Origin of the sequence: Actinomadura sp. RB99 (assembly GCF_014706005.1) — a bacterium.
Taxonomy (GTDB): Bacteria; Actinomycetota; Actinomycetes; order Streptosporangiales; family Streptosporangiaceae; genus Spirillospora.
This window is the reverse complement of the sequence record NZ_JABMCA010000017.1, coordinates 1-16,816: the sequence shown is the minus strand read 5'-3', so window position 1 is coordinate 16,816 and position 16,816 is coordinate 1. Positions and strand designations below refer to the sequence as shown.

Here is a 16,816-nt window from a genome sequence, read left to right as displayed (position 1 = left end):
CGGCATCCGCTGGTCGGCGCCCGGGCCTATCGAATTCCAGGCGAGCCCGGCACATCTGGCGCTTCCAGGGCCGGTATCGGTCGCTCTGACGATCGCCGCAGTGATGATCAACGTCAGTGACGACGCCCTCTCGCTCGAGGTGAGGGGGACACTGCAGGTGGACGGCATCCCTTCGTCGGGCACTTTGGACATCCCGTTCACCGCGTACGCCGATCACGAGGGCTTCGGCGGCAGCGCGCGCGGGCAGGCCGGGCCGGCCGCCTTCGCGCTCGGCTGGTCCCAGGCACACGACCCGTTCCCCACGTCGATCGACATCGCGGTCCCGTTCTCGCCGCCGGATGCGAGCGGGATCTCGGGTGCCGTTGTCGACGCCGGCGCCTCGATGGTCCGGACAAGGCTGGTGCGCGGCCCGGGCGGGTACGGCGCGACGATCGCGATCGAGTCGGGTGACGATGGCGTCCTGTCGAGTCACGACGAGCGGATCGCCGCGCTCGCGGTGCTCGCCACCGCGACAGCGGGCGACACGGCGGCGGCGCCCTATCCGCCGGACGCGGCCGAGCTTGCGCCGCTCATGGCGACCGCGGCACTGCTCGGAACGGCGCTCGGTGGCACCGGCAGTGCCCGGGTCACCGCCGTCCGCTTCGACCTCGCCACTCCACATCGGGCCCAGGTCGATTATGAGGCGGACCTGTCATGCGCGATCGACGCCGGGATCCTGAAGGCCGCCACGGCGTCACCGATGCGTGTCGCCGTCCGCAACGCCACGCTGGAGTACGGCTCGGCGATGCCGACACTGAGCTTCGCGGGCTCGTCCATCGACGTGTCGGACACCGGGCGGTGGGAGGTGACGCGGCCGGCCGGGGTGCTGCAGGTCGCGGGTGTGCGCTCGGGCCACGGCTCGTCGTTCTTCGAGCTGGACCTGCGAGTCGCGTTCGAAGCCGGCCCGGTCAAGGCCGCGGGCGCGGTGCTGCGCGTCACCCTCGATCACGGTGTCAGGGTGTCGCTGCAGGGGTTCTCCCTCCGCGTCGACGTGCCGGGCCTGGTATCGGGCGAGGGCCGGCTCGCTTTCGACGCGTCCGGCGGGTTCGCCGCCGCGTTGCGCGTCGGCATCACGCCGCTCAACCTCGCGGCGAGTGCGGGACTGACCGTCGAGAAGGCGAACGACGGCAGGCACGAGTTCCGGTCGATGCTCGCCGACCTCGCGGTCGATCTCCCGGCCCCGTTGCCGCTGGCCAACAGCGGTCTCGGGCTGTTCGGAATCCAGGCGATCCTCGGTCTCAACCGGAACGCCCGGGTCGAAGGCGACCTCAGGAAGCGGCTCGCGTGGCGTCCGGACCGGGCGAACACGTCGGCGGCTCCCGGCTCCCAGATGTTCGGGGCGGCGGTGGCGATCGGGACGTTGCCCGATCTCGGGTTCGCGTTCTCGGCACTCGGCCGGGTCGTCGTACGGGTTCCCGACGTCGCGATCAACGTGGCGCTCGCCGCGCGGCTGCTGGGCGGGCGTGCCGGCGTGATGGAGACACCGGACACCGAGGCGGGGGTGAGCCTGCTCGGACTGCTCGTCGTCGACCCGGCTCGTGAGCTGTACGCGGGCGTTACGGGCGAGTACCGGTTCCCGCCGGGAGCGGACTGGTCGCTGCTGGAGATACAGGTCCCCGCTGAGGCTCGCTACCCGGTTCCGAATCCGGCCGGCTGGTTCGTCCATATCGGAACCGACGGCAGGCGGGGCGGGGGCGGGCCCATCCGGGCCACGGTCCTGCCCGAGGTGTTCGGAGTCGGCGCCGAAGCGTTCCTCATGCTCCACGGCGACGGGTTCGACCCGCCACTCGACGTGCCGCAGTCGCCGGCGAGCGGCTTCGCCGCCGCGGCCGGCTTCTCGTTCTCCGCCAAGTACGGTTTCCCGCCTGTGTGGGCCGGTATCTCCGTCGGCGCGGTCGTCGCCGTCGGCACCCGGCCGCTGTTCGTCGCCGGCCGGGCGACCGCGCGCGGGGCGCTGCACCTTGGGCCGTTCAGCCTCGGCCTGGACGCCGTCCTGAAACTGCAGTTGGGCCCGGGCGGCACCAGATACGCCGAGCTTGAGGCGTGCGGCTCCATCGACCTGTGGTTCTTCGAGATCAGCGGCTGTGTGCACATCGGCTTCGGTGCCGAGCAGCGGCGCGAGCTCGACATGCCCGCGGACCCGCTCGTGTCGGCGACGGTGGCCGACCGAAGCGGCGTCGCGGGCGCCGGATCGGGCGCGCTCACCGCCGACGCCGCGAGCGCGCCCGTGATGTGGCCGGACGGCACCGTGCTGCTCGGCTTCGCGCCGGGCCCGAAGTATCTCGGTCCCGCGTCCGACCCGTTCCATGCCGCCCTCGACCAGAGTTCGGCGACCAAGGGCCCCGGCACCGTGGCCGCCGCGGACGGGACGATCGGCTCCCCGAGCTACCCTGCACGCTGGTCACTTACCGGGCTCGGGCTCCACCGCGTCAGCGGCGGCGGCCCGACGCCGCTCGCAGGTCCACTGCCCGCTCGCTGGCAGCTGCCCCCCACGCTGGCGCCGACGACACCGGCGAGCAGCCGCGTGCTCGCCCTGTTCACCAAGAACGCCGCGCTGTGGTCGCTCAGCCTCCTCGACGGCGGGGCGGGAGACCCGGCGAACCCTGTCGACGCGCACGAGCGAGGGTGCCGTCGCGCCTGGGCACCGGCAGGCGGCTGGGCGGTCGGCGGCCGCGCCACGGCGAGCGGCCAGAGCTGGAGTCTGCCGCCATTGGACGCCCGGCCCGCACCGGCCACCGCCTCCACGGTCCACGCGAGGGTGACGACGTCCGTTCCCGCGATCGAACCGCTGGACGAGGTACCCGCCGTGCGTGCCTTCGCGGGGCTGCTGCCACCCGCGTCGGCGCTCGTCATCGGCGGGCCACCGTCCGTCGACCCGGTCCGCGTCGACGGGCTGCCCGACTTCCCCGGGGTGCTGCCGCTCGCCGACATCGTCGCCGTCCTCACCGGAGAACTCGGCTGGCGAGCGGTCACGACGGTAGTCATCGAACCGCCGCTGGAGCCGGCCGTCCGCGTCGGGCCGCCCCCGAGGCTGGTGCTCTGGTCGGAGCGCGGGTTCACCGGCGTCGAAGTCTGGAGTGATACGCCGAGCGGCCCGGTGCCGTGGTCGCTCGCCCACGAGCAGCGGGCGAGCGTCGGCGGATCGGTGGCCGTCCTGGAGTGGCGGGAGGACGAGGCAGTCGACGTCGTGAGGATCCGGCACGCCCACTTGACCCCCCGCAAGGAGATCACGCAGCCTGCGCTCGGCATCGTCGCCATCGGCGGCGTGACGAGCGTCGCCGCCGGGGCCGCGGCGGACGCCAACTCCGCCGGTGCGGCGGCCGATGCCGACGCCCATGCGAGCGCCACGACGCAGCCGCCACCGAGCCCGTTCACCGAAGGCACGACGTACCGCCTGGACGTCGGCTGGAGCGGCTCACTGGACGGCGACCCGCGACCGGCGGTCGGCGGGACCACGGCGCGGCACTTCAAGATCGCCGAGCACGCGCCGGACAGGCCGCCCGACGACGTGCTGTACCAGTCGATCACGACGTTCCATCCGGCGATGCTCGGGCGCTACCTTGCCGGCTACACGGTGCACGGCGATGTCCCGTGGTTCCTCGACGACCCGATCATCGCCACGTTCTCCTCGCGCACGATCACGTCGGTGGCCGGTGTCTACGGTTACGAAGTGAAGATCGTCGTCGACCGGACCGACCCTCCTCCAGGCTGGGCGGAGGACGGCAACGCGCTTCTCAGGCAGCCCTTCGCGCCCGATCTTGTGCCGTCGGTGCAGTTCGATCACCTCGAGGCCGTCGACCGGCTCGGCGTCGCACGCCTGGAGCCCGGCTGCACCTGGCCCCGCGACGCCGCCGACGCGCAGGTCCACGCGGTTCTGCTGCCCGAAGCCGCCTATGAGGTAGGGGTGCTCATCGATCCCCGCGACAAGGACGCCCTCGGCCGGCCGAAGCTGCCGCACCGCGTCGAGTGCATGCTGCCGCCGGTCTCGTTCCGTACGAGTCGCTGGAGAGATCCCAAGGAGATGTTCCGCGTGCTCGGCTTCGACCAAGCCGCGCCGGACGTCCGCCATGTCGGCGTGCGCACGTTGGTGGCCGACCCCGGCGAGGACAGCGACGGCGCCATACGGCAGGCACTGCGCGAGGCCGGCGCCGAACTCGGTCCGCTCGACGTGCCCGCCCGCACGACGGTGCTGTGGGCGCCGGACGGTGCGGGAGGCCACGTTGTCGCCGCGGTTCTCCTGGAGGCCATGGAGCCCCTTGTGCGCGGCGACCGCCTTGGTGAGATCACGCTCACGGGCTTCAAGACCCGAGCGGAGAGCGCCGCGACATCGCTGCTGTTCGTCGCGGCCTCGACGACAAGAGGCGGGCCGCTCACCCTTACCTGGCGCGAGCACTACAACGCGTCCAAGAAGACCTGGTCGGCGAGCCGCACCGCGACACTCGCGGTGCCCTCGTCCACCGCGGTGCCCGCGCTTGCCTGGGAGGTGTGGCCGTGACCGCCGGACCGCGTCCGACGTGGGTCAACCCGGGGCTGCTCAGGGCGTCGTGCCTGGTCGCCGACGAGGCCGACGAGGCCGCGAGCCCGTGGCTGCGGCGCGGCACGCATCTGCGGGTATTCCCATCCCCGCTCATCGGATACCCGGTGTGTCCGTTCACGGTATGGCGTGCCGGTACGGCGAACTGGACGCGGCCGGTACTGAACGGCGCCGGTGACTTCTGGTCGACGGGTACCGGCGACCGCGCACTGTTCGTCGGCGGCTGGGGACCCGGCGGGCCACTGAGCGTCCTGGACGCGGACGGCCGGACCAGCGAGCGCTGCACCAGGCCCAGGGCGTTCGTCGCCCGGGTACCGCTTCCAGGGCTCCGCTACGGCGGATCGGCCGACCTCGTACCCGCGGCCTACGTGAGCGGGTTGCGCGTCGACGACCACACCGGTGAGGTCTTCTATCCCGGATGGCTCGACAGCGAGCCGCTCGACGCGATCGGGGCGCAACTGCCAGAGGGTGCATGGTGGTCCGGGATCGACGGCCGGTTCGCCTCGGCCGACCCCGCCTACCGTGTGGGCGCGGGCGTGCCCGACACCCCGATGCCCTACGACGCGCTGCAGCCGGCCGATGCCTATGGACGAGCGAAGGCGGCTGCAGCCGCTCTCGAGCCCGACGTCGCGCGCGCGTGGAGCGCGCCTGCGACGGGCACACCGCCGGTGGCCGCGAGGTTCACCCGTCCCCTGCCCGGCAACCAGGGCGCGACCGCCGAGGCCGACCTGACGGTCGGGCTCTGGGCGGCCTCGGCCGACCCGGCGTGCGCACGCTGGTGGGGCTTCGCGACGACTCTGCCCGTCGAAGCCTCGGCCGGCGCGGAGTACGTCGAGTGCTTCGCCGTCGCGGCGCTGTTCGCGCTCCACCCCGGCGATCGGAACGAACGCCACCTCAAGATCGCCGCCAACGCGCAGAGCGACCCGATGGCCCCGGCGCTGACCGAGTCGCTCTATCGCGTCCACGAACGTCAGGACCTCAAGTCGAGAGCCGCCGAGCTGATGCGGGCCGGCCGCGAAGTGGTCTGTCTGTGGACGATCGCCGTCGCCGCACCGCCGCCCGACCCGCCCGACGCCCCCTGGGCCGACGTGCCCGGCGACCGCAGGACGTCCAACGACGACACGACGTGGACGGCGACACTGAACGTGTTCGGCGCCGGAGCGGGACCCCTCGCCGCGCGACGCGATCCTGACGTACCGCTGAACGAACTCGTCAACACGGATGAAGCATGGCGCCAGCCGATCATCGCGCCGCGCACCGCCCGCGACGCGGTCGCGGTCACCGACGGCGGCTGCCCGCCAGAACCCGCCACCTGGCGGATCGCCGCCGCCGACATGTGGGGGCAATGGTCGGAATTCGGCGTCACGTCCAGCGATGCGCCCGACCCGCCGGACATGCGGGCACCCGCGGTCGCGCTTGAGCTCATCGCCGCCGATCCCTTGCCCGGCGGCGACGCACCGGCCGTCCCGGGCACCCTGTCGATCCGGGTCGCTCTCCCCGAGCCGCCCGCCGCGGTACCGCCGATCACCGCTGTCGAGGCGGAGCTCACCGGTGCGGCGTCGCCGGTCGTCCTCACCCCTCACGCCGCAGGTCTGTGGACGGGCGAGACGGCGGCCGCACCGACGACGCCGGGGGGCTCGGTCACCGTGACGTGCACCGTCACCGCAGCCGACGCGATCGGCCGTACGACGACGGGGACGGCGTCGTTCGTGGCCCACGACCCGCGCCCGTTCGTCTCACGGGCGCACGCCGGTGTGGTCCTGTTCAGCGGAGAGCGCCGCCCCGATGGCTTCGCCGAACTCGACCTGACGACACCGCTGCCACCTGGCGCGCCGGCCGGTGTGACCTGGCGGCTCTACGTCACCGACGAGCAACTGCTCTCCCCGCCGCCCGCCCGCGACGAGCCTCGCTGGTCGCGGGCGGCCTGGCTGCGCACCATCGTCGACGCCGCGGCGACGCGGGCGCATATGGCACAGCTGGCGGGCGCGTCCGTGACAGCCCAGGGAGGTGACCTCCGGGTGCGATGCCGGCTGCCCGGTCGCCTTGAGTCTGTGCAAGCGATGCAGCTGGTGGCGACGACCGCCACCGGCCTCGAAGCGCCGTCGAAGGCGTGTGGGGCTTTCGTGGTCGCCGTCCCGCTCGGTGACACGCCCCCCGCACCGACGCTCACGCGCCATTCCGACGACGACGCCACCGTGTCGCTGACCGTATCCGTCAGCTACCCCGGAACCCGCCCGGTCGGCGACGCACCACCCGCGCCGATCATCCGCCGGAGCGGCACCAAGGACACCGAGGTACGCGCCCGCATCCGCAGATCCGCCGCGGGGGCCGACCCGTCGGCATGGCCGGTCCTCACGACCATCGGCCTTCGCCCTGACCACCCGGCCGATCGCGCCGCGGGCTGGCGGTGGACCGCCGTCTTCGACGACGCGTTGTCCGAGGCGACACCGGCATGGACCCCGTTGTCGTACGTGTGCGAGGTGGCCTGGCCCGACGAGCCGGCGTGGAACCCGTCCGCGACACCGGACTTCGGCGTCGTGCGTCCCACCTGGTCCCCGGCGGCGGTCGCGCAACCGAGCGCATGGAGCGCGCCGTCGGCGACGCTCACCGTGATCGCGCCACGGCCCACCGTGGTGATCAGGCCCGGCTTCACCGACAACGGCGACGGCACGGCCGCCCTCATCGTGCCGGTTCCCACCGTGCACCCGCGCGCCAGGCCTTGGACGCTGACCGCGACCGCGCCCGGCCGGCCCCTCGCGACCGTGACCGGCCCGGGACCGGAACTGCGGCTGGACGGCCTCGACGCGCGGGTGCCCGCCGCGCACTGGCTGCTCGCCGTCGTGCCACCCGACGGCACCATCCTGCCCATGATCACCGGAGATGGTGCCATTCCTCTGTCGAACCCCGCGCACCCATCCGATCCTTAGGAGAGGACCATGCCCGCTGAAGGCTACGCCCCCGGCAAAATCGTGGTGGAGTTGACACAAGACCTGAATGCCTATGTCTCGCCCCTGATTTCGGACACCGTCGCGGGAGGAACGTTCACCGGTTTCGGCGTCGAGATCATCGATGCCGTCCTGGCCTTCCTGCCAGTGCAGGCGATCACCAGGCTCTACGGAGAGATCGAGCCGTATGACGTGGACCCCGAGCTCCTGGACGCCATGCACGCGACCTACGTGATCCGGCTCACCGAAGACACCGACCTGGACGCGGTGATGACCGCGCTCGGTGCGATCCCGGGCGTCTCCAATGTGGAGCCGGTCGGCCTTGGCCAACCGGAAGTCAACCCGAACGATCCCCAGTTCGGCGACCAGTGGGGACTGGATCGCATCAACGCTCCACTCGCCTGGGACCGTCAGAAGGGCTCCGACACCGTGAAGATCACGGTCGTCGACAGCGGCACCGACAAGAACCACCCCGATCTCGCGCCCCGGCTGGGCAAGGGATGGGACTTCTGCGAGAACCCGACCGTGAAGCCCGGTGAGGTGCGCACCGGGGATTTCACCTCACCCGACGACGACCCTCAGGACGAGAACGGGCACGGGACGATGATGGCGGGGATCATCGGCGCGGTGACCGACAACGGTGTCGGCATCGCTGGGGTGACCTGGGCCGGGAAGATCCTCACGGCCCGGTGCGTGTGCCGAACGAACACTCCCGGCGGCCAGCCCGGAGCCGGATGCAACACCGACGAGATGGCGAAGGCGATCCAGTGGGCCGGCGAGTGGTCCCATGTGGCGAATGTGAGCCTGAACAGCCTTATCGGTGACCTGAAGCATCTCAGGGACGCGGTGAACTACGCCCTGCAGGCAAAAACCACCGTCGTGGCCGCAATGGGAAATGACGCGACCAACGCGCCGCGTTATCCCGCCGCCTATGACGGCGTCATCGCCGTCGGCGCGATGACCCAGCCGGGCTATCAATGGTTCAAGCAGAACACGGGAAATCACATGAGCGTCAGTGCGCCGGGATCGCACATAAAGACGCTGAACCTGTACGCGACTTTCGGCTCACCGCAGTATGCCGAAGTCGACGGAACCTCACCTGCCGCCGCCTTCGTCAGCGGCGTCGCCGCCCTGCTCTACTCCTGCAACATCAACCTGACGCCCCGCCAGGTAAAGCAGATCATCGAGGAAACGGCAAGCCACAATGTGCCGGACCCCGGCTGGCAATGGCCGAATCCCGTCTATGGCCACGGCGTCGTCGACGCCAGACGCGCCGTCGACCGCGTGCTCGACGGCCCCTTGCCCCCACCTTAGACTCTCCGCAGACACGCCCACATCGTCCAGGAACCACAGCCCGGAAGCTCCGCGCCAGGTTGCGCATGAGGGCGATGCCGTGGGTGGCGTGGTGGACGCCGTCGCGTTTGCGGCGGCAGTTGCGCAGGATGTTCCACCACTTCATGTGCGCGAAGGCGTGCTCGACGCGGGCGCGCACCCGTTTGTGGACGGTGTTGAGTGCGTGCTGCCAGGCGGGCAGTTCGCCGCCGTCGCGGGGCCGCCGGTAGGGCATGATGACCTGCCGGTTTCCCTGGTAGCCACCGTCGGCCATCACGTGCGCACCCCTGCATGCCCGGTCCGCGCCGGAGTCGCGGAAGGCGGTGCAGTCGTTGTGATTGCCCGGGACCGGACGTCCGACCGCGACCACAAGCCGGGTGTTGGCGTCGATGACGACCTGCATGTTCACCGAGTACTGGTAGTTCTTGGACGAGGCGGTGACCGTCCGGTCGTGGACGGGGACGAGTGTGCCGTCCACGATCAGTACCGTGTCCGGGCTGTGCCGGCGGGTGACCGGGGCCAGTGCGAGCAGCGGCGCCAGGTGGTCCACGACGCGGTGCGCGGCGGACTTGGACACCCCGAACAGCATTGCAACCTGCCGCAGCGTGAGGTTGGTGCGGTAGTACACCGCGATCAACAGCACCCGGTCGGCCAGCGGCAGGCTCCACCGCCGCCCGGTCCCGGTCTGCTCACCGCCCCGACCTGCAACGATCCGCACCAGACGCCGGAACTGCCGCACCGACAGGCCGGTGAACACCGGTACCCACTCGTCCCGATCGGCCCTGATCACCCGCTCCCACGCCAAGATCAACGATCTTGATCGCCTGACGTTACGGGACAGCCTTTAGGTGTTGTATCCAGTAGGGTTGTTGACGCGGGTGATGGTATGTCCGGCCTGCACCCGTTGGATCAGCAGGAGCCTGCCATGCATGGTCAGCCGGGCATTACGGTGGGGCACGAAGACCTCCGCCGCGGTGGGGGCCCTAGACACCTCCACCACATCGGAGGCCTTCCTCGCTCACCAGACATCCACCGGCGTCATCGACGTTCGTGATCAGTACAACTAGCGGCGGGGGTTCGTAGCCACGGAAGAGGGAGTTGCGCTTGTCACCGGGGCATCCCGAGGGTTGGGTGCTGTCATTGCGCGGCGTTTGGCCGCCGATGGCTGGGCTGTGGCCATCGGGTTCCGCTCTGGGGCCGATCAAGCCCGCCGGGTGGCCGAGGATATCCGCGCCGCGGGCGGCCGTGCCGAGGCGTTCGCCGCCGATGTCACCGAGGAGGCCGCCGTGACCGATCTGGTCGCACAGGTGACGGACCGGCTCGGCGCGGTCACCGTCCTTGTGGTCAATGCGACCGGTCCGCAGCCGACTGTCGCGGTGGAGGATCTGACCTGGGAGGCTCATCTGGACCAGCTACGATTCTTCGTCAAGAGCCCAACGTTGCTGTTGCAGGCCGTCCTACCTGGGATGAAGGCCGGTGGAGGCGGTCGCGTCATCCAGATCGGCTCTGATATCTTCGAACGCGCCCTGCCTGGCATGTCCGCCTATGTTGCGGCCAAGGGCGCCCAGATCGGCCTGACCCGCTCGTGGGCGCGGGAGCTAGGTCCTTTGGGCATCACGGTGAACCTCGTCGCCCCCGGCTGGATCCCGGTCGAGCGGCATGCCGACGCCCGCGCCGAAGACTTGACGGCCTACCGGGCCGGTGTTCCCCTCGGCCGAATGGGCACGCCCGACGACGTCGCTGCCACGGTCTGTTTCCTCGCCTCCGACGCCGCCGCCTTCATTACCGGAGAACGCATCACCGTCAACGGCGGCCACACCATCGATTAGCCATCGATCGCCTCGGTTGCGTCCGCGGAGGTGGTGTATGAGTTTGACCTCGTCAGAGGGCGTGGCATCGTGACGTGAGACGGCCATCGCGTGATCCTTCGAAATCGACCAAGAACCGAAGGAGAAGAAACGCGATGGCCGTGGACAACAGTGTGGACCCTGCGGGCTGGCTGGCCGAGCAGATCCGGGCGTGTGAGTCCGATGTGTTGCGGTCGATGGTCAAGACGATGGCCGAGGCGCTCATGTCGGCCGAGGCCGACGCGGTCTGCGGGGCCGACTACGGGACCCGTTCGGACGAGCGGGTCAATCGCCGCAACGGCTACCGGTCCAGGGACTGGGACACCCGTGCCGGCACCGTCGAGCTGGCGATACCGAACTGCGCAGCGGGTCCTACTTCCCCGAGTGGCTGCTGGAGCGGCGCGGGCCGAGCGGGCCCTGGTCAGCGTGTGTGTACGCCGACGGGCACCGCGAGATCCTCGGGATCGAGGTGAGTTCGGCCGAGGACGGCGCCGGCTGGATGGCATTCCTGCGCGGGCTGGTCGCCTGCGGTCTGTCCGGCGTCCAGCTGGTCATCTCCGACGCCCATCGTGGGCTGGTCGAGGCGATCGGATCGACACTGCCCGGGGCCGCGTGGCAGCGGTGCCGCACCCACTACCTGCGCAACCTGCTGACCCGCGTGCCCAAGTCGGCGCAGCCGTGGGTGACGACGCTGGTGCGTACCATCTTCGACCAGCCCGCCGCCGAGGAGGTCCACGCCCAGCACGCCCGCGTTGTCGACAGCCTGCAGGCCAAGCACCCGGATGCGGCACTGCATCTGGACGAGGCTAAGCCGGATCTGCTGGCCTTCGCCGCGTTCCCGCGCCAACTGTTGCGGCAGATCTGGTCGAACAATCCACAAGAGCGACTGAACAAGGAGATCCGGCGGCGGACCGATGTGGTCGGGATCTTCCCCGACCGGGCCGCGATCGTCCGCCTCGTCGGCGCCGTCCTGATGGAACAGACTGATGAGTGGACCGAGGCCCGCCGCTACATGGGCCTTGAATTCCTCGCCAAAGCCCGCCTGCGCGTCATCGACGGCACCACACCCGACCCCGCGACCGACCAGCAGGAACCCACCGCTTAACCTGCAGAAACAGGATCACGCGGAGATCAACTCTTACACCACTCCGCTGGACGTGACCATCGCTTCCGCTCCCTCGGCCTGTTCTCCAACTCCGATCCCCGGCTCCAGTCCTCTAAGACGTCGTCTCATTTGGTGAGGCGGCGGTGGCAGGTGGGGGGCGGCGGCGGCGATGCTGGCGAAGGCCAGGAAGTGTTCGGGTTTGCGTTCGTAGCGGCGGTGCAGGCGGCGGAAGCCGTTCAGCCACGACATCGTGCCCTCGACCACCAGCGGTGTCGGCCGAGTCGGTCCGAGCGTTCGACACCGCGCCGGGCGATCCGCCCGACGATGCCGCGGTCGCGCAGGAATCTGCGCAGGTCGCCATAGTCGTAGCCGTTGTCGGCGTGCAGCTTTGTGGGACAGCGAGGCCGTCGCCCGCGCCGGGTGCGGACCGGCGGAATGCTGCGCACCAACGGAATGCTGCGCACCAACGGCTCGAGCCCGAGTTCGTCGTGAGTGTTGGCCGCTGAGATCCCGACACAGACCGGCAGACCGGCACGGTCGACCAGCACGTGGATCTTCGACCCGTCCTTGCCGCGGTCGACAGGATTCGGGCCCGTCAGCTCCCCCCTTTTGGCAGCCCGGACACTGACCGAGTCGATGACGCACCGCGACCAGCCCAACTCGCCGGCCGCGCCCAGTTCGTCCAGGATGATGCGGCGCAGCTTGGCCCACACCCGCGCTTGGGTGGGCTAGACACGCCCTCGACTACCAGAAGCCCTATTCGGTCTCCAGACCCGCAACGCGACCCACCCAAACCGTCCGCTAACAGGCTCTAACACTCCCGCCGTAGATCGCTACCTGAAGCTGCTCACACGCCCCGTCGCCCGCAACTGACCGCCCAGCCTCGGGCCGCCCGGCTCCCTCGGGTTGAGTTCATCACCAGGCCTCGCGCCAGACATCCTCGTCACGTCCCGTCAACTACGGCCGCGCGGCAGCATGAGTGCAGCGGCCGTGGTGGCTATCAGCATCACAGCCGCGACGCACAAGGCGACCCGCAGACCCACAATGAACTCACCCCGGTCCGCGGCCAAGGCTCCGAAGACGGCCACGGAGAGCGCGCCGCCCGTCTGGCGGAAGGAGTTCAGGATCCCGGCGGCCATTCCGGCCCGATCTGCGGCGATGTCGTTCAGCAGGATGGCGGTCAGGGAAGGTACGAAGAAGCCTAGACCGAGGCCGACCGGGATGAGCATCGCCGCGATCACTGGTCTGCTGGTGTCCTCGTCGATCCAGAGCAGGCCGAACATCGCCAGCGCGAGGATGGCTTGTCCCATGGCGATCGGCATCCGCGGCCCAAAGCGTCCCGCAGCCCTGGCCGAGGCCAGGTTGGCTCCGGCGATCACGGCCATCATCGGTAGGAACATCAACCCTGCGGCCATGGCGGACAGGTTCAGAACGTCCTGAAAGAACAGGCTCAGCACGAACACCAGCCCGTAGAACGCGGCATTGACGACGAAGCCGATCGCGACCGAAACCGTCACCGTGCGCGAGCGGAAGAGGTCGAGCGGGACCAACGGCGCGGCGGTACGTGCCTCGATCATGATGAACGCGGCCGTAGCCGCTGCGGCGAGCCCCAGGCAGCCCAGCACCGCGGGCTCGCCGAAGCCGTTCTCCCCTCCGTCGATCACCGCGAAGGTGAGCGCCGCGAGCGCGACGATCACCGTGAGCTGGCCGTACGGATCGAGCGGCGTGGTACGGCGCGGCGAGCGCTCCGTGCGGGTCAGTACCGCGAGGGTGGCGATGCCGACGGGCAGGTTGACGATGAAGATCGCCCGCCAGCTCAGAATGCTGGACAGCATCCCGCCGGCCACCGGGCCGGCGGCAACCGCGACGGCTCCGCCAACGGTCCACAGCGCGATGGCCCGTGCCCGTTCGGCCGCGTCCGGGAAGGCCTGTCGGACGAGGGCCAGCGAGGAGGGCAGCATGATCGCCGCCGCGCTCCCCTGGATCAAGCGGGCGGTGATCAGCTCGCCCAGCCCCGGCGCCAGTCCGCAAGCCGCCGAGGCGACCGTGAAGACCGCGACGCCGGCGCCGAACGTGCGGCTCGCCCCTATGCGGTCGGAGAGCGCGCCCGCGGAAAGCAGCAGTGCGGCGAACATCAGCGTGTAGGCGTCCACGATCCATTGCAGTCCCGCCGTGCTGCCGCCGAAGTCCCGCCCGATCCCAGGCAGCGCCACGTTCATGGCCATGGTGTTGAGGTTGAGCATGAAGATGCCCATGAACGTGGTCGCCAGGATCAGCTTCGGTGCGGCCGTGCGTTGCCGGGCATCCTGTGAGGCGCGGGCTGGTTCAAGAGTGGTCATCCGTCCAGGCTGGTGAAGTTCGCGAGGGCGAGGCAGACCGTGATCTGCCGGGGTGCGCCAGAGGTGGGTGCAGCAGGGCCAGGCTCCGGGCTGGACACTGACCACACGCTGGCAGAATGACGACATGACCGAGTTCGGGAAGTTCCTGCGGGCTCGCCGTGGCGACGTACGCCCGGCTGACGTCGGGCTGCCCGCCGGAACCGGCACGCGCCGTACGCCAGGTCTGCGTCGGGAGGAGGTGGCGGCGCTGGCCGGTGTGAGTATCGACTACTACATACGTTTGGAACGCGGCAAGGAGACCCATCCGAGCCCCTCCGTGGTCGAGGCGCTGGCCGAAGCGCTCCGCCTCAACCAGGAGGAGAGCGGCTTCCTGCACGAGTTGGCGGCGCGCGCGGCGCGGCGCGCGCCTGAGCCCCGTCCCCTGCCGTCACGGCGGGTCCGTCCGACCGTCACGCAGCTTCTGGAGACGCTCCGGCCCAATCCGGCGTACGTCGTGAGCCGCACCAACGACCTGCTGGCGGCCAATCCCGGTGGGCTGCGGCTGCTCCATGGCATCGCCGACTGGCCGGAGCGGCAGCGGAACACCGTGCGGTACATCTTCCTGCACCCAGCTGCCCGCGAGCTGTGGGCGGACTGGGAACAGAAGGCCAAGGGGTGCGTCGCCCAGTTGCGGGCGATCGCTGGCAGCGATCCGGATGCCCCGGATCTCGCCGCACTCGTAGGTGAGCTCATCGTCAAGAGTCCCGACTTCAACCGGCTCTGGGAGCGGTACGAGGTGCACACGATCGGCGACGGCGAGAAGACGCTCCGACACCCGGAGGTCGGCACGATGACGCTCTCGCACGAAGGGCTGTCCCTCAACCGCGCACAAGGGCAGCGCCTCGTCATCTACATGGCGCCGCCGGGCAGCCCGGACCACGACAAGATGACGCTCCTCGACCTCGCCTCCGGCCCGTCCGTCGGATCCGGCGAGACGGTGCCCGTCTCACCCTCTCGGAGACAGAACAGCTAGCAGGACTGGGCAGCCGGAGAACCACCGGCCAGAGTCTGATAAAGGGCGGTGTGCCCGGCGGTGGTGAAGGCGTGGCGGACGTTAGGCGGTGTCGCCGAAGACCTGTACCGATTCCTGCTCGGCGGCGAGCAGGTCCAGGCCGACGACGGGCTCGTGATGGGCGGCCCCGGCGCCCGGCCGCGGGGTCACGACGGTGAGAAGGCCGGTCTCGGGCTCGACGGCCAGGTGGGCCTTGAAGCCGTCCTGGCGGTGGCTTCGGGTCTTGTGGACGTGTCTGGCCTGGGGGCGACGACTGAGATCATCCGGTCCGGGGCGGTGCCGTCGGTGATGCGCCGGCGTCCGTCGCGGCCGTCGGAACCGTCGGCCGGTTCGACGTCGTGTCCGGCGACCAGCGCCAGAATGCCGACCGCGTTCGCGGGCTCCGCCTATCCTGCGCCCACCGCCCCCCGCGCGAGCCCCTCGCCCGTCGTGCGAGCCGCGACGGATGCGTCGGGCCTTCTGGTCAGCGTGTTCGGGTGCGACCTGCATCATGGCTCGGAAGGGGCGGGCAGCCGCCGCAGGTCGAGCCCGGGCCCAACCATCCGCCACGGACCCGGCCGGGCGCACAAGCCGTCAGAGACACCTGAACGGTTCACTCACGCGATGAGCGTCACGTCGAAGAAGTCATGGCGTCCGTACGCGGCCGTCGCTCTCGCCATCGCGGCCTGTTGCGCGCGGGATGGGCGTCAGGATCGGACGCGGGTCAGAGCGCGACGGGTTACCTGGCCCTGGGAGATTCCGTGGCGTCCGGATATCGGCCTCCTCAGATCACGCCCGTCCAGGATTACCTGGATCCGTCGCGGCCCGCGGGATATCCCGAACTGCTCGGGCATCCGGTCAACACGCCCCGGAGAGACGGCCGGAAGCCTCATCCAGCTCGCGCGGAGAGCAACGGATGCCAGAACATCGCGGGCGTGCCCGTGGGATATCGCACGTTCTTACCGGCCCATGTGAAGTACGGGGGCAGTCAGTTGGCATTCGCGGTGCACTATCTGAGGGCGCATCCGCACATGCGGCTGGTGACGGGTAGCGCGGCCGTACGGAACTGGAACGCATGACCGAACGCGCCGCCGTGAACGTCGCGGAGATTATCGGGAGACTCCGCGGCGAAGGGCGGTATGCGTACAAGATCGTCCTGCTGACGAACTACACGACCGATTACGGCGACGAGGGGTAGTGACGGCGACACGGCAACTGAGCGCGGCTGTCGTAGCAGTGGCCCAGAAATACCGGGCTCGATCGCGGACGGGTTCGAGGCGTTCCGGCGGACGGCGATGAGCGCCGGCGGCGGCACATGTGCCGCCGGGCTCACCATCCCCCTCTCCAGCAGCGACTGCACCATCCACCCCACGACCAAAGGTCAGCGGCTCCTCGCGCAAGCGATTCGCAGGGCCTGATCGAGCACGCCCGGCGCATTCGGCTCCAGAGGGGCTGCTCGAAGCCCGTGATGACGGGTCAGTCCTTGAAACGCGGGAGGATGCGGTCCGGGTGACGCGGAAGCCACTAGTGTTTCGCTCGAAAAGTTTCTTTCTGTTTGAGAGACTGGAGTATGCGAACCGCTGCCCCTCTGGCATTACGTGATGGAGATGTGGCCGAGCTGCGTCGGCTGGAGTCGGCGCGCAGC

Annotated in this window: 6 protein-coding genes and 5 pseudogenes; 7 read left to right on the top strand and 4 right to left on the bottom strand. The window is 70.1% G+C overall.

What is annotated here, in order from left to right:
- The first annotated feature begins 103 nt into the window (after positions 1–103).
- Genes amrb99_RS17665 through amrb99_RS17655 form a run of 3 tightly spaced genes read left to right on the top strand, consistent with a single transcriptional unit; the run spans position 104 to position 8,832 of the window.
- On the top strand, positions 104–4,534 hold the full coding sequence (locus amrb99_RS17665; protein WP_190857083.1) for a hypothetical protein: 4,431 nt from the start codon (positions 104–106) through the stop codon (positions 4,532–4,534).
- Positions 4,525–7,500 carry a hypothetical protein gene (locus tag amrb99_RS17660; protein WP_190857082.1) on the top strand — a complete coding sequence of 992 codons (2,976 nt, stop codon included), beginning with the start codon at positions 4,525–4,527 and terminating at the stop codon, positions 7,498–7,500. The genes amrb99_RS17665 and amrb99_RS17660 overlap by 10 nt, the downstream gene beginning before the upstream one ends.
- Positions 7,501–7,509: 9 nt before the next feature.
- Complete coding sequence (locus amrb99_RS17655; protein WP_190857081.1) at positions 7,510–8,832, top strand: S8 family serine peptidase; 1,323 nt, start codon at positions 7,510–7,512, stop codon at positions 8,830–8,832.
- A gap of 52 nt (positions 8,833–8,884) precedes the next feature.
- Here the strand turns inward: amrb99_RS17655 and amrb99_RS17650 are convergent.
- Positions 8,885–9,640 (bottom strand): annotated as a pseudogene (locus amrb99_RS17650) (transposase); the annotation flags it as partial.
- Between the two features lie 316 nt (positions 9,641–9,956).
- On the opposite strand from amrb99_RS17650, the pseudogene amrb99_RS17640 reads away from it, so the two are divergent.
- Together amrb99_RS17640 and amrb99_RS17635 are read left to right on the top strand one after the other, a co-directional pair.
- Positions 9,957–10,679 (top strand): annotated as a pseudogene (locus amrb99_RS17640) (SDR family oxidoreductase); the annotation flags it as partial.
- 134 nt (positions 10,680–10,813) lie between these two features.
- Positions 10,814–11,802, top strand: a pseudogene (locus amrb99_RS17635) (IS256 family transposase).
- A gap of 125 nt (positions 11,803–11,927) precedes the next feature.
- Here amrb99_RS17635 and amrb99_RS17630 read toward each other — a convergent pair.
- Together amrb99_RS17630 and amrb99_RS17625 are read right to left on the bottom strand one after the other, a co-directional pair.
- A pseudogene (locus amrb99_RS17630) lies at positions 11,928–12,527 on the bottom strand (IS5 family transposase); the annotation flags it as partial.
- A gap of 228 nt (positions 12,528–12,755) precedes the next feature.
- Positions 12,756–14,141, bottom strand: a complete 1,386-nt coding sequence (locus amrb99_RS17625; protein ID WP_190857078.1) for an MFS transporter — start codon at positions 14,139–14,141, stop codon at positions 12,756–12,758.
- Between the two features lie 124 nt (positions 14,142–14,265).
- On the opposite strand from amrb99_RS17625, the gene amrb99_RS17620 reads away from it, so the two are divergent.
- Positions 14,266–15,153 carry a helix-turn-helix transcriptional regulator gene (locus amrb99_RS17620; RefSeq protein ID WP_190857077.1) on the top strand — a complete coding sequence of 296 codons (888 nt, stop codon included), beginning with the start codon at positions 14,266–14,268 and terminating at the stop codon, positions 15,151–15,153.
- Between the two features lie 192 nt (positions 15,154–15,345).
- Here the strand turns inward: amrb99_RS17620 and amrb99_RS51160 are convergent.
- Positions 15,346–15,569 (bottom strand): annotated as a pseudogene (locus tag amrb99_RS51160) (IS5/IS1182 family transposase); the annotation flags it as partial.
- A gap of 677 nt (positions 15,570–16,246) precedes the next feature.
- Here amrb99_RS51160 and amrb99_RS52460 point away from each other — a divergent pair.
- Positions 16,247–16,369 (top strand): hypothetical protein, encoded by a 123-nt coding sequence (locus tag amrb99_RS52460; RefSeq protein ID WP_277819948.1) that lies wholly within the window; start codon positions 16,247–16,249, stop codon positions 16,367–16,369.
- Positions 16,370–16,816: the final 447 nt, after the last annotated feature.